The organism is Streptomyces sp. YIM S03343 (assembly GCF_054729195.1).
In genome coordinates this window covers 2163510-2185892 of the sequence record NZ_JBPUKX010000001.1, presented here as the reverse complement: position 1 = coordinate 2185892, position 22383 = coordinate 2163510, and the positions used below count along the sequence as shown (strand labels likewise).

15 protein-coding genes and 3 pseudogenes are annotated in these 22383 nt (G+C 68.6%); 8 read left to right on the top strand and 10 right to left on the bottom strand.

Annotated elements, in window-relative coordinates; translation table 11 throughout:
* Positions 1–166: 166 nt before the first annotated feature.
* A complete protein-coding gene (locus tag ACSYGN_RS09365; RefSeq protein WP_460393791.1) occupies positions 167–1072 on the bottom strand; it encodes a poly-gamma-glutamate hydrolase family protein in 906 nt (301 codons plus the stop codon).
* 14 nt (positions 1073–1086) lie between these two features.
* Positions 1087–1194 (bottom strand): annotated as a pseudogene (locus tag ACSYGN_RS09360) (IS5/IS1182 family transposase); the annotation flags it as partial.
* 38 nt (positions 1195–1232) lie between these two features.
* Here ACSYGN_RS09360 and ACSYGN_RS09355 point away from each other — a divergent pair.
* On the top strand, positions 1233–1709 hold the full coding sequence (locus ACSYGN_RS09355) for a hypothetical protein (protein WP_460393789.1): 477 nt from the start codon (positions 1233–1235) through the stop codon (positions 1707–1709).
* A 98-nt stretch (positions 1710–1807) separates the two neighbouring features.
* On the opposite strand, the gene ACSYGN_RS09350 is transcribed toward ACSYGN_RS09355, so the two are convergent.
* Complete coding sequence (locus ACSYGN_RS09350) at positions 1808–2344, bottom strand: hypothetical protein (protein ID WP_460393787.1); 537 nt, start codon at positions 2342–2344, stop codon at positions 1808–1810.
* Between the two features lie 260 nt (positions 2345–2604).
* On the opposite strand from ACSYGN_RS09350, the gene ACSYGN_RS09345 reads away from it, so the two are divergent.
* On the top strand, positions 2605–4302 hold the full coding sequence (locus ACSYGN_RS09345) for an N-6 DNA methylase (protein WP_460393785.1): 1698 nt from the start codon (positions 2605–2607) through the stop codon (positions 4300–4302).
* A gap of 102 nt (positions 4303–4404) precedes the next feature.
* On the opposite strand, the pseudogene ACSYGN_RS09340 reads toward ACSYGN_RS09345, so the two are convergent.
* From ACSYGN_RS09340 to ACSYGN_RS09320, 5 genes and pseudogenes are all read right to left on the bottom strand, one after another.
* Positions 4405–4662, bottom strand: a pseudogene (locus tag ACSYGN_RS09340) (3'-5' exonuclease); the annotation flags it as partial.
* Positions 4663–4671: 9 nt separating this feature from the next.
* Positions 4672–5920: pseudogene (locus ACSYGN_RS09335) on the bottom strand (McrC family protein).
* Positions 5917–7788: a DUF4357 domain-containing protein gene (locus ACSYGN_RS09330; RefSeq protein ID WP_460393783.1), complete on the bottom strand. Its 1872-nt coding sequence runs from the start codon at positions 7786–7788 to the stop codon at positions 5917–5919. Before ACSYGN_RS09330 ends, ACSYGN_RS09335 begins: the two are co-directional and overlap by 4 nt.
* Positions 7789–8719: 931 nt before the next feature.
* Positions 8720–9526: an IPT/TIG domain-containing protein gene (locus ACSYGN_RS09325; RefSeq protein ID WP_460393781.1), complete on the bottom strand. Its 807-nt coding sequence runs from the start codon at positions 9524–9526 to the stop codon at positions 8720–8722.
* A 539-nt stretch (positions 9527–10065) separates the two neighbouring features.
* Positions 10066–10662 (bottom strand): TetR/AcrR family transcriptional regulator, encoded by a 597-nt coding sequence (locus ACSYGN_RS09320; RefSeq protein ID WP_460393779.1) that lies wholly within the window; start codon positions 10660–10662, stop codon positions 10066–10068.
* A 54-nt stretch (positions 10663–10716) separates the two neighbouring features.
* Here ACSYGN_RS09320 and ACSYGN_RS09315 point away from each other — a divergent pair, with 54 nt between their 5' ends.
* Positions 10717–11613 (top strand): SDR family oxidoreductase, encoded by an 897-nt coding sequence (locus ACSYGN_RS09315; protein ID WP_460393777.1) that lies wholly within the window; start codon positions 10717–10719, stop codon positions 11611–11613.
* A gap of 711 nt (positions 11614–12324) precedes the next feature.
* Here the strand turns inward: ACSYGN_RS09315 and ACSYGN_RS09310 are convergent.
* Positions 12325–12549: a hypothetical protein gene (locus ACSYGN_RS09310; protein ID WP_460393775.1), complete on the bottom strand. Its 225-nt coding sequence runs from the start codon at positions 12547–12549 to the stop codon at positions 12325–12327.
* Positions 12550–12992: 443 nt separating this feature from the next.
* On the opposite strand from ACSYGN_RS09310, the gene ACSYGN_RS09305 reads away from it, so the two are divergent.
* Together ACSYGN_RS09305 and ACSYGN_RS09300 are read left to right on the top strand one after the other, a co-directional pair.
* Entirely contained in the window at positions 12993–14924 is a 1932-nt protein-coding gene (locus ACSYGN_RS09305) for a glycosyltransferase family 2 protein (protein WP_460393773.1), read from the top strand.
* 150 nt (positions 14925–15074) lie between these two features.
* Positions 15075–15233, top strand: a complete 159-nt coding sequence (locus ACSYGN_RS09300; RefSeq protein ID WP_460393771.1) for a hypothetical protein — start codon at positions 15075–15077, stop codon at positions 15231–15233.
* A 132-nt stretch (positions 15234–15365) separates the two neighbouring features.
* Here ACSYGN_RS09300 and ACSYGN_RS09295 read toward each other — a convergent pair whose 3' ends face one another.
* On the bottom strand, positions 15366–15734 hold the full coding sequence (locus tag ACSYGN_RS09295) for a hypothetical protein (RefSeq protein ID WP_460393769.1): 369 nt from the start codon (positions 15732–15734) through the stop codon (positions 15366–15368).
* Positions 15735–16140: 406 nt separating this feature from the next.
* On the opposite strand from ACSYGN_RS09295, the gene ACSYGN_RS09290 reads away from it, so the two are divergent.
* The 3 genes from ACSYGN_RS09290 (at position 16141) to ACSYGN_RS09280 (ending at position 22141) form a co-directional block, all read left to right on the top strand.
* Entirely contained in the window at positions 16141–16650 is a 510-nt protein-coding gene (locus ACSYGN_RS09290; RefSeq protein WP_460393767.1) for a hypothetical protein, read from the top strand.
* A gap of 6 nt (positions 16651–16656) precedes the next feature.
* On the top strand, positions 16657–17610 hold the full coding sequence (locus ACSYGN_RS09285) for a hypothetical protein (RefSeq protein ID WP_460393765.1): 954 nt from the start codon (positions 16657–16659) through the stop codon (positions 17608–17610).
* A 127-nt stretch (positions 17611–17737) separates the two neighbouring features.
* Positions 17738–22141, top strand: a complete 4404-nt coding sequence (locus ACSYGN_RS09280; protein WP_460393763.1) for a carbohydrate-binding protein — start codon at positions 17738–17740, stop codon at positions 22139–22141.
* Positions 22142–22383: the final 242 nt, after the last annotated feature.

Genomic DNA, 22383 nt, shown 5'->3' with positions numbered 1-22383 from the left:
CCCAGCGGACTCGACCGGGCCTCGCAACCGGGCCGCGCGACCGGGCCGCGCAACAGCATCGCCGGCCTGTGGGTCCGGACCGGCGGCAACGGGTCGGTCCGAGTGCACTGAGCTTCGGTCGACGGTGCCGCCGGATACCGGTATCTGACGGTCCGGAAGGAATCGCCTAGAGGGAGTCGAGGCCGAGTTCGTGGTTCTTGACGGCCTCGCGGACCGCGCTGACGAAAGCGTTCCAGAAGTGGTCGGCGTAGGGGCTGTCGGTGCTCGGGACGCCGGCCGTCGCCCTGCGCTTGGCGCCGCCGGAGAAGTCGCCGAACATCGCCTTGCGGAGCGCCGTCGACAGTTCCAGCTGGGCGCCGGCGGCGGTGCGGGTACGGTTGACGATGTTGGCCGGGTCGTCGCCGTTGATGGGGTCGGTGGCACCCGCGAAGGCCACGGTCACGTCCCAGTCGGCATTGGTCGCCGGGGAGGTCAGACCGTACTTCGTGAAGGCCGCCAGCAGGTTGCGCTTGAGGCGCTCGTCACGGCCGCCGATGCTGATCGTCCTGGTGGTCGTGTCGCTGGAGCCGTGCAGGGAGACGGCGTACAGGTTGTCGGCGCACACCGCGAGGGCGGCCGGGTCGTCGCAGTGTGTGGAAGTGACGTGCTGCGCGGCTGAGTTGGCCAGAGCTTCGAACATCCAGTAGTCCCGCTGCGGCTCTCCCGTCACCGCAGCGCTCGCCGGGTCCGTATCCGCGTCGAAGGGCGTGTAGCCGGCGACGGCCATGCACAGCTCGCTCGTACCTGCCTCGATCCCTCCGCCGTGCGGGGCCAGTACGGCCGTGCTGCCGAGGGGGCTGCTCGTGCTGCGGGCATTGTCCGTGACCGGCGTCGGCGCTCCGATGCGGAACCGGCGCATCCAGTCGGTGCCCTCCTTGTCGGCGGTACGGGTGTACAGCTCGCTGTTGGACGCGTACTGGTCGGCTGCGGCGGCCGGTGTCGCGCCCTTGCCGACCACGGCGTTGAGGGTGGGCAGCCCGGCGGCGACGGCGGCGACCGAGGCCAGGACGGTGCGTCTGCGGGTGTTGTTCATGGGGGTGATTCTCGTGGGGCCAACTGTCGCAGGGTCAAGTTCGTTTGCCAGTACGCGGCCACCGGCAACACCCGGTCTTCCAGCGGCAGGTTCCACGGCCGGCCCTTGCGGACCGGGTCCGCGTCAGCTTGATCGTCTCAACGATCGACGGCGTGGGACGATGACCGCCATGTCGGCTCCGGTCTGGGTGTCACTCATATCCTTGGGCGGCGTCGTCCTCGGCGGTTCGTTGTCCTACCTCGTCCAGCACAGGACACAGCTTTCGGCGGAACGTGCTGAACAGCAACGGCAGCAGATCGCCTTGTCAGAGGCCCGGCGAGCGGAACGGCTGGCGCTGCTGGAGCGGTTCGTCGAGGTGGGGGCCGAAGCGGAACGCGCGGCGTTCAGCAGGCCGGCCGAGTGGGACGACACCCACGACTGGTACCTGACGACCCGGGACGTCATGAACAGGCTGTGGGTCGCGGAACGGCTCATCCGCATCCAGTTCCCCCTGCCGGTGCATGACGCGGCACGCGCGTACTTCCTCGACCTCAACCGGACCGTGTGGGAAGGCCTGCCCGACGGCGAGAGCGTTCGGGACTACCTGGAGGACAACCGGCTGGCGTTCCTCGACGCGGCTCGCGCGGTCATGGGATAGCGCACGGCCGACCTCCGAAGCTCTCTCCGGGAGAACCGCTCCCCAAGATGCCGAACGCGGCACTCAGGGCCCGGCGCAGTCAACAGCGTGGCCCGTCTTCATGATCCGGACTGGTGCTTGTCCACCCAGCGGCGGGCGCCCACTTCGGCGGCGGACTCGCGAACGGCCAGGACGACGAGGAACTCGCCGACGGCGTAGGCGAACACCGCGGGCATGACCGGGATCACGACCAGCATGAGGATGCGGCCGGCCAAGGCCAGCCCCACACTGCGGCCGGCCCGGGCCCGTCGCGCTGCACGTGCCTCGCTCGGCGTGGGCGGGTCCAGGAGCGCTTTCTCGTGCCGTCGGCGCGCCGCCACCCATCCCCAGACCAGGGTCATGCAGGCCACGGCCACCTGTGCACAGTCCCACACCAGACGCAGAGTGGACGGCAGGTCAGCTCGGAACGACTGGTAGAGCCGGACCACGACATAGCAGGTAAAGGCCAGCACGGTGAGCCAGAGAAGTCCCGTGAGAACCCGGCGCAGCCAGTAGCGCGCCCCGCGCTCGTACCAGGAGGTGCCGAGTCCCGGCAGGGACGGGATCTGAACCGGGTCGTGGGGAGCGGCGGTGTCGGAAGATGCTCTTGAAGCCATGCCAGACGTCGTCCTTCAGCTGTACGAAGTCGTCCCCCCAGTCTCCGAGAGGACGTTGCCGGAGCCGTACAGTAGACCGCCGAACACACCGTGGCCGTGACTCCTCCACCCCGTAGGCGGGGCGGCTTCGCATGCCGAGGAGGCCGACCACGTCCGCAGCTTCCACGCCACCCACGATGTGGTCGGCGAGTGGATTATTGTGTACATTGTCAACGCGCTCTGCCCTAGAAGGGTAGCTGTGCCCCGTGTACGCTGGCCCCATGACGGACAATGCCGCTTCAACGGTCGGCCCGCTGGTCACCGGTTCCGAGATCGCTCGGCTGGCCGGTGTCACGCGGGCCGCTGTGTCCAACTGGCGTCGGCGTTACGACGACTTCCCCGCGCCGGCGGGTGGTGCCGCGAACAGTCCGCTCTACGCGCTCACCGAGGTCCAGGCGTGGCTGGACAGGCAACGCAAGGGGCAGGAGGTGGCGCCCGAGGTCGAGTTGTGGCAGGCGCTGCGGGCCGCGTACGGCGAGCAGATGATCGCCGGTCTTGCCGCGGTGGCCGGGTTACTGACCGGAGAGGCCGAGTCCGGACTGCCGGACTCCGTCGCCACCCGGCTGCAAGCGCCGCCGCTGTCAGAGTCACCCGTCGACCTTGTCAACGGACTCACCGAGCGTTTCCTGGACTCCGCCCGGCGTGCCGGATCGGACCAGGTGACACCCGAGCGCGTGGTGCGCGCCGTGTGTCGATTTGCACCCGGACTGCCGCCCCGCGCCACGGTGTTCGACCCCGCCTGTGGAATCGGCGTGCTGCTCCTGTCCGTCGCCGCCGAGGCGGCCTCACGGGTGGCCTCCGGGGCGGCTTCCGAGGCGGGCGCGCGCTGCTGCGGCCAGGAGGTGGACGCCGACAGCGCCCGTTTCGCACAGCTGCGCGCCGACCTCCTGGGGCGGTCCGACGTGCGCATCGTGGCCGCTGATTCACTGCGCACCGACGCATGGCCCGATCTCAAGGCGGACCTCGTCGTCTGCGACCCTCCGGCCGGTGTGACCGAGTGGGGGCGGGAGGAACTGCTGCTCGACTCCCGCTGGGAACTCGGCACCCCCTCCAAGGCAGAGGGCGAACTCGCCTGGCTCCAGCACGCCTACGCGCACACCGAGCCCGGCGGCCATGTCCTCATGGTCATGCCCGCCTCCGCCGCCTACCGCAAGGCCGGCCGCCGTATCCGGGCGGAGCTCGTACGCCGGGGCATCCTGCGCCAGGTGGTCGCCCTGCCACCGGGCACGGCCACCTCCCACGCCCTGCCCGTCCATCTGTGGTGCCTGCGGCGCCCGGAGAACCCCGGAGCCGCCGACACGAGCCTCACCGTCCGTATGGTCGATCTGACCGGCAACAGCCCCGACGTCGACGGAAGCCTCGACCCCCGACCCGACCAGACCGCCGACGTACCCCTGATCGAACTCCTCGACGACACCGTCGACCTGACTCCCGGCAGCCACCTGCGCACCCGCCACCGCGACTACCCCGCCGAGTACGCCGCCCTGCGGGGGGAACTCCACGACCGGATCCGCCGACTGGTCGCACTCCTGCCGGAGTTGGAGCCGGGCGGCGGACCCGGCTCGCTCGACGGCGCCACCACCAGCGTCGCCGACCTGGCCCGCGCCGGACTCGTCGCCTACGACGGTCCCGAAGCGGTCTCCGCGAGCGAGCAGCTCGACACCGACTATCTGCAGGGCTTCCTGCGCAGCTCCGTCAACTCCCGCCGCTCCACCAGCGCCAGCGGCACCTACCGTCTCGACAGCCGGGGCGCGCGCATCCCCCGTATGGGCATCGACGAACAGCGGCGCTACGGCTCCGCCTTCCGGGCCCTGTCCGCGTTCGAGGAAGGCATGCGGAAGGTGGAGGAGTTGAGCCGGCGACTCGCTGAGATCGCCCGCGACGGCCTCGCCACGGGAGCCCTGTCGCCGGAGGAGTGAGCAGGCGCAGGCGGTACGCGGCCGGCCCGCCCGCTCGGCAGGCACGCCACCGGGCCCCGTACCGCCCGCAACTCCGGCAACCTCAGGGGGCGTTCGGCCGCCTCAGCCGGCGTCCGGCAGGAACGGACTCGCCGCCCCGCTCCACGTCACGCTCAACGCCTCCCGCGCCCGCGTGCACGCCACGAAGAGCAGACACCGTTCCCTGAGCAGATCGGCGTCGTGCTGGAGCGGGTCCGCCTCCCGCGGGGTGATCTCACGGGTGAACGGGACGGCGCCCTCACCGACCCCGAGCACGGCCACCGCACGGAACTCCAGCCCCTTCATCGCATGCATCGTCGCCAGCCGCACGCCCTCGGCGCCCTGCGTGTCTTACGTACCTTCGGCGAGCCGCCCGGCGATGTCCCGTACAGCCGACAGGAGTTGCCCGGGCTCGCGGGAGAGTTCGAGGCTGTGCTGATACAGCCGCAGTCCCCGCCCCTCCGGCCCCGCCGCCGTACCGCGCACCTCGTGGCAGCGTTCCGGCTGCCGCCCCGCCGCGTACACCAGGTGCGCCTCGCGCAGCCCGAGCACGGTGGCATAGGCGAGCGCCTGGTAGAGGTCGGCGTTGTGGAGCCCGTCCGCCTTCTCGACCTTGTACTTGGCGTCGACGACCGCGAGCGGCGTACGGCCGTCCCCGGTCCGTACGACGAGATCGGGCCGCATCCGCACCAGCCGCGCGGTGTCGAGGTGGTGGGAGTCCTGGAGGCGCGCGGTCAGGCCGTGTTCGCGCAGGGCCTCGCGCAGGGCCACCGTGACGAAGTCCTCGAACAGCTTGTTCATGTCGAGCCGGAAACCGTCCACGGCGAGCGGCTCGGCCCCGGCCGGCCGGTGCTCCGGCGATGCCCCGCGCAGCACGGCCTCGGCGAGCCGCAGCGCGGGCTGGTAACGGGAGTTGAGCCGCGACGGCTGCCAGTGCGGCAGCTCCTGCCCACGTACGATCGGCAGGGCGTCGGCGAGCCGGACACGCTGGTGGGCCAGGCGCCGCCGTACGGCACCGGGCACGCCCGGCAGCCGCAGCAGCCGCTCCACGGCGCCGCGCAGAAGCCGGTTCTCGGCGGTGTCGGCGGTGTACGCGTCGTAGGTGATCTCCGCGGGCGGCGTCCGGCCGATGCCGCCGGATCTGCTCGGCCTCGCGCAGCCGCCCCCGTACGACCAGCGCGGACTCCTCCACCTCCCGGTACCCCTGGAGGACACCCCGGCGGAGCGCCGCGTCGATCCGGCGCTCCACGGCATGCGCGAGGGCGGGGACGATGTCGTCGTAGGAGCCGGTGTCCACCGTCCCCTCCCGGCTGTCGCGCCAGGCGCGGGCCGGGTCGAGGCTGAAGCCGAGGAGGAAGAACAGCCGGGTCACGGGGGTCTTGGGGGTGATCCGTACGACCGTTCCGCCCGGTGTGCGTACGGCGCCGACGCGGCTGCCCGCCCGCAGCAGCCAGTGCCCGTCCCGGCCGGGGTCCGGGTTCGCGCTCTCCAGGATCCCGGAGGCGGCCAGGGCCCGTCCGGCCGCCGTGTCCAGCGGTACGGAGACGGCGGGACCGTACTCGCGCAGCGTCACCTCGGGTGCGCCGGTGGCCACTGTCACGGGTGCTGCTCGCGCAGGGAGCCGAGGCCGTAGCGGGCGGAGACGTCGAGCCCCTCGCCGTAGTGGTGCTCCTCCAGCAGCGGCAGGATCTTGGTCCGCCAGGTCCGCTCAAGACCGCCGTCCCGGTAGACGCCCGGCTTCATGAGGTACGACGGCCCGATCGCGAAGTCGGCATCGTCGATACGGGAGTTGAGGGCGTCGAGAAGCCGGGCGGGCTCGGCGTCCCGGCCCTCGCTCACCAGCCAGCGCGCGAGCAGCCCGGCGGTCGGCTCGGTGCGCGGGGACAGCTCCACGAAGGCGAAACGGCGCCGCATCGCCGCGTCGACGAGGGCGATCGAGCGGTCGGCGGTGTTCATGGTGCCGATCACGAAGAGATTCGGGGGCAGTGCGAAGTCGTCGCCGGAGTAGGTGAGCCGGACCGATCTGGTCCGGTACTCCAGGAGGAAGTACAGCTCGCCGAAGACCTTGGCGAGATTGGCGCGGTTGATCTCGTCGATGATCAGGAAGTGCGGGATGTGCCGGCTGCCCTCGCGGGAGGCGAGATCGGCGAGTTCGCGCAGCGGTCCGGCGGTCAGCCGGAACGCCACCTCCCGGGTCTCGGGATCCTCCACGGGCCGGAAGCCCTCGAAGAAGTCCTCGTAGGCGTACGACGGATGGAACTGCACGATCTTGACCTGCTCGGGGCCGCCGCCGAAGTACTCGGCCATCTTCATCGCCAGGTACGTCTTGCCGGTGCCCGGCGGTCCGTAGAGGACCAACTGCCGCTCGTCGAGCAGCAGTTCGCGCATCTCTTCCAGCCAGGCGCGGTCGTGGACGAGGAGGTCGGCGGCGAGGTCGTCGGTGATGTCGGGCAGCGTCAACTCCCGTGGCGCGGGCCGCTCGACGACGGGGTGCTCGCCGGTGCCGTCGGCGGACGGCGGGACTTCAGTCCCACTGGGTCCGCTGAGCCCACCGGGCCCACCGGGACCGCTGGGCCCACTCGGCCCGATGAGCGTGTCGAGCGCGTCCATGACGCCGGTCAGATCGACGACGTCGTGCTGCACGGACAGCTTCTGCTGCACCTCGCCGGGCAGTTCCTCGTAAGCGTGGCTCTGCGACGACCAGTTGACCTTCCGGCGGAGATTGGACAGCCCGCCGGGTGAGGTGTTCTGTACGGCGTCCCCGGTGATCCGCCCGGTGTGCAGCAGGCCGTCCGCGATGGTGACCACCGTGTCGCCGACGCGCATCTGCGCCAGGAAGGCGTGCATCTCGTCGACCAGGTCCCGCTTCTGGTTGTACGACGTCGCCCCCTCGTACCCTTCCTCGACGAAGCGGCGCAGCGTGCTCTTGGTCGGGTCGCTCTCCTCCAGCGGAGGCAGGTGCGCTCCCGCGAGCGAGACGATTCCCTCCGTCAGCCACAACTGCCGTACCAGGTTGTGCCCCGAGACATTGGAGCCGCGTACCAGCCACGCCTTGCGCGGGGGACGCCAGCCGGTGGACAGATAGTCGGCGAGCGGGTGGCCCTCGGCGGTGCGCCAGGACTCCGGGCCGGAGGCGTCGTAGCCGTACACCAGCGCCGCGGCGGCCGAGGAGGAGTTGCACTCGATGTCCCGGGTCGTCACCCAGCGCGGCGGTGCCTGCGGCCGGTCGGGGTCGGGGGGTGTGTCGGCGAGGGCGCCGCTGGCCCGCAGTTCGGCACGCAACCGGCGTGCGTAGTCGCCGAGTCCGGGCCATGCCTCGGCAGCCAGCGTCGACCCCTCCAGCAGGAGGAACTTGTTGGTGCCGTTGCCGCCGTACTCGGTGAGCAGGTACCCCCGCGCCTCACCGCCGTCCTTGGGGAGTCCGATGCGGAACTCGGGCGTGCCGGGGAGCCGGTCGAGCTGCGGCATGGGTGACCTTCCGGGTCGGACGAGGCCTGCGCGAACAGCCCACACCCTACCTGTTGACGTTGTCAAGTGACGCAAAGTTCCGAGTGGGCATATTCAAGAGATGCGTTGACGGTGCAAACGCGCCGATCGTAAAGTAAGGGCAACTCTGGCCGGATCCTTCGCTCGGACACCGGCGCTTGGTCGCTGAATTGGGGGGGCACTCGGCGTACCGTCACCGCCGCGGGCGACGACATCCCCGCCCAGTTGCGCGGCCTCGACTATGGAATCGCCATTGCCTTCGAGGGCGGGTGTGGGTGAGGTCCAAGACCGTAACGGACCGCGGCCGAACAGACCACGCGGCTCGTAACACTCCTCGCGAGCTGACTGCCAGGAACATTTCGGTTCGAGTGCGGAGCCGGCAAGCACCGTTCCGAGGAGCTCCTTAAATGGGACGGCGGCCACCAACCGCCCAGTCGGCACCAAGGAAATGGCGCCGACTGGGGGACCCACGCATCTAGGGGGTGCCCATCGCGGCATCAAGCTCGACGCTGGGCTGCCCCACGCGCAAGGCAGGCAGCGGCCGGACCGGATACCGCGCCCCCCGAGAGGCTGGGCTACCCACCGGTTGGATACCTCTAGTGACGCAGGACGTGGAATATGACGCAAGAGATATGATGTCCAGTCACCCGATCGGTGGGGCGCACCGAGGAGCGCATTTCCAGAAGGATTAAGATATTCCCGAAAATCCTGCTCGTCGACAGTAGGGAACGCCTCTCGAGCATCCGCCGGGTGACTTTCAGTGGCGGTCCTGCTGCTTCAGCGTCATCTCGTCGTTGCTGTCGGTGTATGCGTTCACCGATTCCGAACGGCGACGAAGGTACGCCAATTTCATCTGATCAATACACGTGTGTGGGCCGGACGCAGATCGCCGTCCGGCCCACACACGCATCGATCACACGTAGGTGAATCCGCCCGCAACGGTCGCACTTCCGCCCGGGGTCGTCACGACGACCGCCTGGTTTCCGACCACTCCGGCGGGGGTGACGGCCGTCAGCACCGTGCCGGTGACGTCGACGACCACGCCGGTCGCCGGGACACCGCCGATGGTCACGGTCGCCCCGGTGAGGTTGGTGCCGACGATGGTGATCGGCGTACCGCCGACGGCAGTGCCGACAGCCGGGGTGATGGAGACCGCGGTGGGCGGCGGCGTGGCGACGTAGGTGAATCCGCCGGCGACAGAGGCGCTGCCGGCGGGAGTCGTCACGACGACGGGGACGTTGCCGGCGGCGTGCGGCGGCGTGATACCGGTCAGCACCACACCTCCGACGACGTTGACCCCGACGGCGGGTACCCCGTCGAAGGTGACGGTCGCGCCGGTGAGGTTGGTCCCGACGATCGTGAACGGGGTGCCGCCGGTCGTCGGGCCGGCGGTCGGGGTGATTCCGAGGACGGTCGGGGGCGGGGGCACGATGGGCCCCACGTAGATGTAGTTCGTCGGGTTGCTGACACCGGCCGGCGTGGTTACCACGACGGGCACGTTGCCGGCGGCGTGCGGCGGTGCGGTCACGAGGATCAGGACTCCGAAGGGGTCCTGGAAGACGATGGTCGCGGGCGAGCCTCCGAAGGTGACCGAGGTCGCACCGCCGAGGTTGGCGCCGATGAGCATGACGGGGTTGCCGCCGGCGGTCGGCCCGAAGCCGGGGACCGCGGCGAACAGCGTCGGCTGCGTCAGGACGGGGAGCAGGGTGGTTTGAGACATGAGTGTCCTCCTGGACTGGGTCGTTGTTGTACGAGGCGCATCAGCCGCTCCCCGCGGGTGCCTGCCTTGCCTTGTGCCGAGTTGGCACGGCCGCATCGGCGGGGGAGATGGCCTGGGCGAGGCGTTGGAGATCACGGTGCCGGGCGAGAGGCCATGAGCCTTGATCGACGGTGACGGCCTTCGGCGAGCTGGCGAAGACCTGTCGGTCAGCTCTCGACGTGGGCTGCGGCGCAGCTGCATGTGCTACTGACGCGCATGAGACAGCTGCGGGCATCAGCGATACGCACTACCCGAATGGGATGGGCCGCCCACCGGTATCTCCATTGATGCATACGGGTGATGGGGCGGCAAAGAGAAGTGACGGAACATCACCCGTATGGCGGGGCGCGCGGACGGGTGTCGAAGCCGCACAGCCCCCACCAGGCTTCCAGAGCACCTGCGTGCGCCCCAGTTCGCGGCGCTGCGAGTGTTTCATCGACGGCGGAGCACCCCTGCGCGCGCCGTGCCGCGGAGCCTTCTTCGGCCGGGAGCGTCGCCTGTCAGCGCAGTTGGTCGAATGCCTGGTCGGCGTCGGCCATGGCCTCGGGGTGGACGTCGTGGGCGGTTCGGCCGTCGGCGATCTTCTGCCAGTTGGCCCGGGCGAGCACCCGCTGGACCGCGAGTACCTGCGCGGCTCGCAGACGTGCCTGGATGCCTTCGCCGAGGGCGTCCGCCAGTGCCTCCTCGTCCTCCAGCTGGTACCGGGTGAGCCGTCCCGCCAGGCTCGGTGTGGTGAACACCAGCCGATGGAACGCCACCACCTCGGGATGATCGTTGAGACCGGTGACGGGGTCGTGCCGATCGAGGCCGGCCATGAAGTGCCGGTGCAGAGCCGTCACCGGCTCGATGCCCGAACTGCGGTCACGTACGACACGTGCCGCCTCGCCCTGGTGGTCCGCGAACCGGTGCAGCACCAGGTCTTCCTTGGTGGGGAAGTACCGGAAGAGGGTCGGCTTGGAGACCTCGGCCGCCGCGGCGATGTCGTTGACCGAGACGCGGTCGAAGCCGTGCTCTAGGAACAGCGAGACGGCCGCGTCGCCGATGGCGTCACGCGTCCGCTCCTTCTTGCGGGCCCGCAGTCCCGTCGGCTCGCTCATCTGACCAGACTAACATTCATTACCGGGTTGCTTTTTTAACCGAGTAACGTTTCCATGGACGGCGTGAAGCAGACAGACATTCCTCCCGTGCTCGTCACCGGGGCGACCGGCCGGATCGGCCGTGTCGTCATCGACCAACTCCTCGACGCGGGCGTGCCGGTCCGCGCCCTCACCCATCGCACCGAGGCGGCGGCGACGCTGCCGGCGAAGGCCGAGGTCTTCACCGGCGACCTCACCGTGCCCGAGTCGCTCGACCCGGCATTGCACGGCGCCGGTGCGGTCTTCCTCGTCTGGACCGCCCCGCCCCAGACCGCCGCGGCAGTCGTCGAGCGGCTGGCAGCCCACGTGCGGCGGGTCGTCTTCCTCTCCTCCCCGCACCAGACGCCGCACCCCTTCTTCCAGCAGCCCAATCCCATGGCGATGCTCCATGCCGACATCGAGCGGCACATCGCGGCCACCGGACTCGAGTCGACGATCATCCGGCCGGGGATGCTCGCGTCGAACTCGCTGGCCTGGTGGGCGCCCGCGATCCGGGCCGGCGAGGTCGTCCGGTGGCCTTACGGCGCTGCCGAGACCGCACCGGTCGACGACCGCGACGTCGCAGCCGTCGCCGCGCGGACGCTCTGTCAGGACGGACATGTCGGAGGCGACTACGTCCTCACGGGCCCCGAGTCGCTGACCCAGGCCGCGCAGGTGGGCGTCATCGGTGACGTGCTGGGGAACCGGATCGCATTCGAGGAGATGACGCCGGCCGAGTTCCGGAGCCTGTCGGAGGGCACGGCGCCCAGCCCGGTCGTCGACATGCTGCTCGCCGCGTGGAGCGCGGCGGTCGGACAGCCCGCGTACGTCACCACTGCGGTGGCCGACATCCTCGGAACGCCGCCGCGAACGTTCCGCCAGTGGGCCGCCGACCACGCCACGGCGTTCACGGAGAGTCCGGAGGGTTCGTAACCTCGTCGACCGGGGGACCTGCGCCCCCGGCCGCAGCCCTCAGCCCGCTGTCGCTCCGGCCCACGCGCGGCCTGTGCGCTACGTCTGTGCCGGGATGTCCAACTCCCCTGTGTTCCCCGGGATCTGTCCACATGCCCTCCCGCAGATTCGGCCACGGCCGGGAATCGACGACCGTGACCGAAAGGTAGAAGCGCCCCCTGTGGATCGATCCACTTCACGGGGGCATCCGCGGTCTTGACTGTGCGCCGACCGCGTGGAGTTGAGGGCTCCACCACGAGGGCGGTAGGTGATTCCTGTACGCGTATCGGATATCAGGCCCAACTCCGCCTGGCTCCGCCGCGTAATCCGCATCCGTGCCCCAGTCGCACGCATCCGGCTTGCGTGGGGTAGTTGATCAAGTTGTGACCGCGTCCTGGACCTGGACGCGACCGTGCACGCACGAGGGGGGCGACGGTGGCGATCACGCCAGGGATCGCCTCAACCGAACATCCGGGTGCGCACGGTGCGCACGGTGTGCAGTGGTACGAAGAGTGCAGTGGTACGAAGACCACGCTCCTCTCCGGCAGCGTCATCGTGCACAGGGCTCTGCGGCGAATCGAGGAACAGAACTCAGCGCAGCGACGTATCCGATGTGCGGCGTACGGTCCAGAGCTCCGGTTCCATATTTTCTTTCTGAACGTCGACAATGCACAGGCGTACGGTTGCGACGAGCTACACCTCACCGGTGGCGAACAGCTCAAGGTGCCCGCACTTCGGGCAGCGGAACGCCTCTATCTGCCGCCGGGGTCGGCCCATCCGCCTGGCGCCTCCGAAAATCCCCCGCTCCAACGCGCCCTCGATCCAGCGCGCATAGCCCCGCGAGTTCTGGCCGGCATCCTCGATGAAACCGTCCATCAGACCGACGGTGCCGCAACAGGTGCACCTGTAGTTGTTCATCCCGCGAGTGTAGGGAACGATGCGGCCAGGACGGACCCGTAGCCTTCGGCTCCCGTGCGGCTTCGACGACAACCCGCGGAACGGCGTCCGCACGTACGTCCGTCGCGACGTCCGGCGGGTTGAGGTGGCGTACCTGCCGTTTCTGGAGTCCCTCGGCGTGGAAACGGGTCGATCGTGATGACGGATACGACGGATACGAGGGATACGACGGATACGACAGCGGGGACTTGACCGCCGACGAGCGGCACGGTCACCGGTGGTACGGCGAAGCGTCTCTGACGCACCGCGTTTCTCGCTCAAACAGGCACCAGGGGGCGGCCGTTGCCAACCGTGCTGGGGTGGCCCCAGCGGGTGCTCGGCTGTCGCCGAGTCAATTACTGGGGCGGATCTCGGCGATACGTCTCCGCCCGTCACCTGTGCGGTGGCCCGGTAAGGTCTGTGGGATGCCGAGAGTCAAGGTCAGCGTCGTCGTGCCCGTGTACAACACCGGGAAGTACGTCGACGAGTGCGCGCCGTCGCTGCTGGGGCAGTCCCTGCCCGCCGACGAGTACGAGGTCATCTACGTCGACGACGGTTCGACGGACGACACCCTGGTCCGCCTGGAGAAGATCGCGGCGGAGCACCCGAACGTGCAGGTGCACACCCGCCCCAACTCGGGCTGGCCGGGCGCACCGCGCAACCTGGGCATGAGTCACGCCCGGGGCGAGTACATCCAGTTCGTCGACCACGACGACACCCTCGGCCCCGAGGCGCTGGAGCGGCTGTACGAGTACGCCAAGCGCAACGACGCCGACGTGGTGCTCGGCAAGATGTCCAGCACCATGGTCCGGCCCCGACGGCTGTTCCGGCACACGGTGGACGCCTGCACCATCGAGAACGACGAGCTCATGCAGAGCATGTCGCCGCACAAGATGTTCCGGCGCGCCTTCGTCGAGGAGCACGGCCTGCGCTTCCCCGAGGGCCCCTGGATCCTGGAGGACCTGCTCTTCGTCAGCGCCGCCTACCTCAAGGCGGAGCGGATAGCGATACTCGCCGACTACCCCTGCTACTACTGGATGAAGCGGGACGACGGCGGCAACAACACCCAGCACCGGTTCAACCCCCGGCACGGCTTCTGGCGCAACTGCCGCACCATCGTCCGCCAGATAAAGGACGGCACCGAGGCCTCCGACGACATCGACGCTCTGCAGAACCGCCTCCTGCACCGCCTCTACCACGTCGAGATACTCTCCCGCACCCGCGAGCCCGAGATACTCCGCGAGGACCCGGCCGAGCAGAAGCGGCACTTCGAGGCGGCCCGCGAACTGGCGCTGACGGAGTTCCCGGCGGCCGTACGCGAAGGCCTGCCCACCGTGTCCCGCCTACGCGCCGAACTCCTCGAACGTGACGACTTCGACGGCGCGTCGGCTCTCGCCCGGCGCGTCCGCGAGGTGAAGGCCCGCAGCGAAGTCGGCGGACTGCACTGGGAGGGCGGTCGGTTGGTCGCCGACATCACCGTCCACCTGATACGCGGGGACGGCGAACCGCTGGTCCTCGTCGAGCGGGACGGCAAGCGGTGGCTGGACCCCGAGCTGCTGGCCGGTGTGCCCGGCGCGGAGGACGGCTGGAAGGTCCGCGACCCGTTCCGGCTGGCGTACGCGGAACTCGTGGTCAAGGACCGGGACCGCGAGGACTGGTGGTACCCCGAGGGCGATCTGGAGGTGCGCCTGGAGCCGCTCGGCGAGGGCCGCTCACGGCTGGTCGCCTCCGGACGGCTGCTCCTCGATCCCGAGCGCCTGGCCGGCGGCCGTCCGCTGGAGCGCGGGGTGCACGACGTGTGGGCGTACGTCCAACTGCTCGGCGTAGACCGGATGGTGCGGGTCACCGGCGACGGCACCCCGGGCGCCCCGGCCACGGGCCCGGCGCTGACCGGCGGCCGCCTCGCGCTCCCGTACTGGACGGGCAGCGGCCAGCTCGCCCTCGACGTGGACCAGCGCCAGCGCAAGGTCGGCCCCGACACGGCCGCCGCCGCCGCGGCGAACACCGGACGCGGTGGACGTTCGCTCCCGCTGCCGTACGTGGCGACGAGGCCAGGCGGAGCCTCGGCTCGCATCAAGGTCACGGTCTCCGCCCTGACACTCGACGCCGAGCTGATCCCCGCCCCCGACGGCACAACGGTCGAACTGCGCCTCCCCACCCGCCTCAAGCTCCCGTCCGGCCGCCACCCGGTCACCCTCCCGAAGACAGACACCCCGGTTGCACACGCCGTCGTCCGCGACGGCGCCCTGCTCCGCCTGGAAGGCCCGGCATACGAGCCCGGCACCGGGCGCCGGCTCCTCGACTCGGTCGCGGACAACGGGCAAGTACGGCGGATACGGCGGCGGTTGGGCCGCTGAGCGCACCGCGGGCTGTGCCGATCCGTGACCACGCCGCGGGGCCATGACGGGCCGTCGACCGTCTGTGGCCCGACGTGGCTGGTCGGCCCGTACATCTACAGCAGCAGCTACCACTACACGTAGAAATCCGGGGCCGGAGAACCCACACCCATGTCGAATGTTCTGCCGACCGTCGTCGGCATCGCGGTGAACTGCGCCTGCTGCCTCCTCGCGTACCGCCTGGCGCCGCGCAAGGGAGCCGACCGCAGGGACTGGAGCTTCATCGCCCTGGTCATGGGCCCGATCGGGCTCCTCCTCATGCGGCAGTAGGAGAACCGGCATCGCCCCGGCCCACATCAGTGGGCCGGGGCGGTCCCGCATCGCGGAACAGCTCTGGGGCGACACACCGTCAGACACCCATGAACCCGACAACGTGACGGTGCCGGCGGGAGGCGGACTACGTCAGAGAGGAGTCTCTTCCACTTGGCTGATATCCACTCCTGTAGATGCCGCGTCCCGTTCCCAGGGGACGGACACGGTTCCGGTGTAGGTCTTGTTGGCGCCGACGGTCCGGGTGACCCATTTCGGATTCACTGCACCCGGGCCGTCTCCGTCGAACTTGAAGGCGATCTTGTACTCGACGGGTGACGGGCCGGTGTTGCGGATCGTGTACTGGGCGGAGAAGACAAGGCGCCCGTGGCTCATCTCGGTTCCGTACTGGGTCACTTCGACCGGCTTGGCGGGAGCAGGGGTGGGGGTGGGAGTGTGACTGGTGCACGCGGCGAGCGTGGCGAGGAGGGCTGCGGCGCAAGCAGCGATTCGTGTGCGCATGACGCCCGAAGGCTAAAGGCGGTGTTGCTGACGGGCAAGGAGTTTCATCAACTCGCCCGGATGACGGCGGTCGAGGGCGGAGTGATGCGCCGGCCATGAGCCGGTGCGTGAGAGGCGGGTTTCCGCCATCCGTAGAGCCCTCATGTGGAGCCCCACTCGTTCCGATTCACAGAGGACACACAGGTAGAGGCGCATGGCAGCGGGTTCCGCACAGCATGCCGGTTTCCCGTCATGCGCATGAAGTGTTCTTGCTGCTCCTGGTGTGCGTGTGCATACAGTGCCCCTGCTTGCAGCGAATGGATCAGACCAATCCGTCCGCACGCAGGCTGAGACCGGCAAGCGGGGGAGCGTATCCGACCATGTGCTCTCCCCTGCTTGCACACAGCTACCGAGGGGGAGAGCTTCCTTGCGTCTCACACTGGCCGCCGCCGCTACCGCCGCAGCCGCTGTGGTGGCCACCGTCATGAGCTCGCCGGCATCGGCTGTGACGTCCTACGTTCACAACGACTGCACGTCGAGCGACACCGGCCACCCGACGCACTGCTTCCGCATTCACTTCAACTCGCGCTCCGAGGTGACCCAGCAGTCCGACAGTGCCTGTCTGGCCACCCGGCACTCCCGTTCCAACGAGGAAGGCTACTCGCCCAACGGCGCCACGTTCATCAGCTTCGTGTTCGGCGCCTTCCCGTCCGACGCCTACGGCGGCATGAAGTCCCCCTGCGACAACACCGGATCCGGGCAGGGTGTCTATCACAACGCTGCTTCCGCGTGGAACCAGGACTCGTACGCCGGATACACGATGTACGCCAATACCAGCTACAGCGGCACGAGCAAGTACTACCCGAAGGCCGACGGGATCGCCCGCAACCTGGGCAGTGGCCTGAAGAACCACAACGGCTCGCACAAGAGAGGTTGATCGGTGATGTCGAAGACCGGAGCCCGGGCCGCTGCCCTCACGCTCGCCGCTGCCACGGCCGCCACCGTGTTCACCTCTGCATGCGGCGCCCCGCACGACACTTCGGGCAGCGCGAAGGACCGGCAACTGGCTGCCCAGGCCATGCCCCTGCCGGATGCCAAAGTCCGAGCCGCCTGGCCGAAGGCGCAGGTGGAACAGGGGCTGGCCAAGGGAATGCGGCTGCCGCTCCAGGACTACATGCTCGGCTATGCCGACGTCGTGGATGTGGAGAACGCCAGGGACCTGGTGAAGCAGCAGTGCATGCAGCGCCTCAATTTCCAGTTCACGCCGGAAATGTCCGGCCTGCACCCGGCCGCAGCCTACGACGCGATGAACATGAAGCGCCGCTACGGCATCACCGATCGCAGCGAGGCCGCCTCACACGGCTTTGCTCCGTCCCAGGCAGGCACCGAAGACGACAGCACCGCGGCAGAGAACGCCGAACTCGCCAGGGAGGACGACGAGTCGTCTGTTCCCGGCTGGGACGAGGCGATGAACGGCACATGCATTCCCGAGGCGAACGCGAAGGTCGGTGTCCTGTACCAGACCGACCTGGCGGGAGACCTCGCCTCGCAGTCCTACGGTGCCACCGGCAAGCAGACGCCCGTCAGGAACGCCGTCGCCGCGTGGTCGTCGTGCATGGCCGGCCACGGCCGCCGGGTGAAGACCCTCGGCGAGGCCGAGGATCAGTTCGCCACACCGAAGCTGCACGGTCTGAAGCCGGGCAGAGCCGAGGTGTCGATGGCGACCGACGACGTCGACTGCAAGCAGACCAGCAACCTGGTCGGCGCCTGGTACAAGGCGGAGTCTGCCTACCAGCACCAGCAGATCGCCTCTCACAAGCATGAGCTGGAGGCGGAGAAGGCCCGCAACAAGAAGTTGATCGGGCAGGCTCAGGCTGTCCTGGCCGCCCGAAAGTAGGCCGCTTCCCATTTTCCCAAGACAGCCGCCGCACCTCAAAGTTCGTCTCATTCCATTGAAGACAGCCCGAGGTGCGGCGGCTTTGCCCTGTCATGCACGAAAACATGCATCAGAAGGGGTAAAGGCGTTGAAGGTACCCAGACCGGCTCACCAGGCACGCGTCGTTGTTGCGGGCCTGACGGCCACCGTGGTCCTGACCGGGCTCATACAGGCTGCCGCACCAGCGCTCGCCGCCGAGGCGAATCCGAAACCGAGACCCGGACGATCCGCCAAGCCGACGCCCACGCCGCCTGCCCGGGTAACGGATCCGGACAGAAAGCTCGGCAGGAGTTGGAAGACCTCCAAGGACCGAGCCGTCACCGGCGCTGCCGACACCAGCGGCTTCAGAATCCTCGTCGCCGACTCGGCCACGGCGTACAAGTGGAAGAGTGCCGCCGTCCTGGCCGAGCCCGGTATGCCCGCGGACTCGTGGATCGGCAATCAATGCGTCATCGACCCCGATCACGCAGCCGTCGTGTACGCGCCGCGCAGTTTCACGAACAAGCCGGACCTGATGCAGGGCGGTGCGTTCACCGCCATCGTCGACCTCACCACGGGCCAGGTGACAAAGCTGCCGTTAACGGCGTCACTGGCGTATTTCGACCCCTCCTGCAATCCGGACACCCACACCGCCGCGTTCACCGCGTTCCGCGACATGAACGACCCGGCCGACACCAGGACCCGTGTGGTGAGCGTGAACTCCGCCGGGACGACCGTCGGTTCGGCCGCCACGAAGGGTGAGGTGACCAGCGCCGTCCCGGTCAAGGACGGCGCGATCGCCGCCGTCGGCCGCCACCTGGTCCACCTCGACCGCTCCGGCAAGGTCAAGAACCTGCTCACGGCGGTCGGTCTGCCCTTCGACATCCATCCGGCCGAGAACGGGAAGATCGCCTTCGTCGAACGCGACGGCAGCGAGAAGGCGCGCGCCCGGGTGTGGAACGGGCACAGTGCGCCGACCACGGTCGCCACCGGCAGGCTCGGCGACTTCGACCTGAAACGCGGCGGATCCGCGCAGATCTTCCTCACCGGGCAGGTTGCCGGCACCCCACGCACCCAGGGCAACGGGATCACCCGCGTCAACGCCCCGGCCGACACCGACGTCTCCAGCCAGGGCCGACTCGCCGTCGACCCGGTCCTCACCGCAGGTGTGCGAGCGGGCGTCGACCGGATCAGGAACGCGGGCAAGGGCTTCACCGGAACCGAGCCCTCCCCGCAGGGCAGCCCGGTTCCGGGGCCGGAAGAGCCGTCGGCGGACACACTGGTGACGGTGACGTCCACCGCCGTCAGCACGGGTGCGAAAATAAGCCAGACGGTCACGAACACCACCGAGCCGGCCGGGAACGAGCGGCTCTCGCCGGCTATGAACACCGCCGGCACATCGGGCTCGGGCTCAGACCCCGGCGAGCACGCGCAACTGATGCGGACCCCGGTGACCGCCAATGTGTCGCACGACCCGACGGATCCCGATCGCTGGTGCTCGGTCTCCCGCAACGACGTCAACGTGCAGGCCCTGCAACCCACTCCGAACCAGGTCGAGTGGGCCGTCGACATGGCGATACGCGGCAACCTGCGTGCGAGCTACATTCGCCAGGGCGGCTACCGCAACCAGGCCGGCCTCGGCACGATCGACCCGCAGGGCCTGTTCCCGCCGCCGACTTTGGCGGGAGCGAGCAACGCGCGTATCCCGGCGAACGTCATGCTGGGCATCATGGCCCAGGAGTCCAACTTGTGGCAGGCCGAGGCGGGTGCCATTCCCGGGCAGATGGGCAACCCGCTCGCCGCCGTGGACGGCTACTACGGCCACCAGAAAGACCCGGGCAACCCGGACTCCTACTGGAACATCAACTGGGACAAGTCGGACTGCGGCTACGGCGTCGGACAGGTCACCGACGGCATGCGCCTGGCCGGGCACGAGAAGGCCAACGAGACGAGTCTCTCGCCGGCTCTGCAGAAGGCCGTCGCCATCGACTACACGACCAACATCGCCGCGTCCATGAAGATCCTCGCCGGCAAGTGGAACGAGGTCCACACCGCCGGGCAGACGGTCACAGTGAACAACGACGACCCCTCCCGCGTGGAGAACTGGTTCACCGCGGTGTGGAACTACAACCTCGGCTTCAACCCGCCCTCCGCCGCATCGCAGCACGACGGACACTGGGGCCTCGGCTGGTACAACAACCCGGCCAACCCGATCTACAAGAAGAGTTGGGGCCACCCGTTCATGGACACGGACGTGGACGGCACCGAAGCCAACCACGACGCCGCTCATCCCCAGGACTGGCCGTACGAGGAGAAGGTGATGGGCTGGGCCGCCTGGTCCATCGACACCGGCTACTCGTACAGCACTGCCGGCCGGCAGGACTGGCCGGGCGAATCCGGGTTCTCCTCGGCCGGCTTCCGGCCCGCCTGGTGGACCAGCACCGGCCAGCGCAGCCAGGTCTCGCCGCCGCTGGGCACCTTCTGCAACAGCAACAACAACTGTGACCCGGACACACCCCCCAATTGCGGGACGGAAGCCTGCTACGCGCGGTACTGGTGGAACAAGCCCAACGCCACCTGGAAGACCAACTGCGACAACGACTGCGGGCATGAACTCATCAAATATCAGACGCTGATCGCAGAGCCGGGGCGCGGCTACCGCCTGAAGAACGGCACACCGCTCTGCAGCGGGGCACCGACGGGGTCCCATGTCGTGGCCTCCGTCGCCAACAGCACCGAAACCTGGAGCGACTGCGGGCAGATCACCTCTTCGGGCACCTTCCAGTTCACGTTCTTCCCGGACACCATGGGCACCCACTACGAGGCGAAAGCAGACCTGCACCAGATCGGCGGCGGCTACGGCGGCCACTTCTGGTACACCCACACCCGCAACGAGGACCACCTCGGTGGTGACGGCGGGCTGATGGACATCGACGGGACCTGGACGCTCGGCGAGAGCATGGACCTCGCTCAGGTCTGGGTGCACGTCCCGGACACCGGTGCACGGGCCAAAAACGCGCACTACGTGATACGCGGCGCCCTCGGCGGACCGTACGACCGCTATGTCGACCAGAAGGCCCGCAGCGGTACATGGGTGTCGCTGGGCGCCTACAAGTTCACCGGCACCCCTGGTGTCAGCCTGTCGAACTACACGCCCGACGGCACCGCTGACGACGACATCGCCTTCGGCGCGATCGCTTTCCAGCCCGTCAACGGCACCTACGTCTCAGACAGCGTCGAGGCAGACGCATACTTCGACGAGGACCAGAACATCGACGTCAGGCCCGAGAGCCGGCTTTTCAAGACCCCTCTGAAGTCGCGCCAGGACCTGTACGACTGGGCGATCGGGAAGTCGCAGAAGATCATCGATCTGCCGACCTGTGTGGTCGGAACGTCCCCGACCTGTGTCAAGCCCGAGACGAAGGCCGCCATGGTCCGGTGGAACCAGGAGGTGACGACGTCGGGGACCAGTACCACCGACCACCCCGACGGGCACAGCATCCCGGCGTGGATGCACTACTCCAACCCGTACACCAAGCGCCCCGCCGATGACACTAAACCGTCCTGGTTCGGTACGGACGACGCCGCCTTCAAGATGAACAACAAGGCCACCGTCTCGTACGTGAAGACCAGCGACGGAAAGATCATCAACGGCAGTGAGAGCGTGACGTACGACGACCGTACCGCCGACACCCACATGCCGGACTTCGTGCGCCAGTTCTTCACGGCACTCCAGCAGGACTACGGCACCCAACCGCCGGACCTGGACTACATCGCCAAGGATCTGAACGTCCACAACGGCAGGTCCACCACCACCTCGACCAACAGCAACGGCATCCTTCCCGGACGCGCCTACAAGTCGATCGGCGTGAAACCGGTCATCACCGACGCCGACGACAACGTGGTCACCGACAACAACGGCACCTGCGTCGCGGTGATGCACACCGCCGGCGGGTCCATCGGCTACCGCACCGCGCTGGCAGATGAGCACCTCACCGGCAGCGTGGCCGACTGGGTGACGCGGGTGTCGAACGACACCGGATCATCCGACAACCCCGTCGCAGCGATGGCCCAGGAAATCCGGAACATGTTCTTCAAGCCGGGTCTCACGGGATCCATCTTCGGGTCCGCCCCGCCGATCTGGCAGGAACTCGACTTCAAGACCTGCACCGACGGCACCATCAGGAAGGTGAGCGGAGCTCCCGTCCTTCGCTCCAGCTTCATGCCGAACCAGTACCTGTACCGCAACGGCAAAGCCATCGATCTCGACGGCAACTACACCGGATCCAGCGCCCCGGTGACGACCGGCGACTTTTACCACTTCAGTGGGATCGACGCCCCCCTACCCACCCCCGATCAATCAGAGCACCCGTATGCTTCGTGTGACATCACCACCGGCCATGGAGGCAATCCATGGAACATCGGAGCGATTGACGATGCGGGCATAGACCCGTCGAACGCCCACTTCTGCAACGCACCCGGCAAGAGCCCTGACCCGAACTTCAGCAGGTAGCGGGTTCCTCAAGGTGGCCTTCCGGACAACCCGTCCGGGAGGCCACCCGACCCGTCCACGTGAAAGGATCAACTGATGCCGAGCTACGCGTACGCGGCGTTCGCGGCTTTGAGCGTCGTCATCGGGGTCGCGTTCGGCATTCGGTGCAGATCGTTCAGGGACGGGCTCGCGGCCACCCTGATATGTGCCACAGTAATCAGCTGCTTCGCGTCTCTACGATATGCAGGAATAGCAGCATTCTC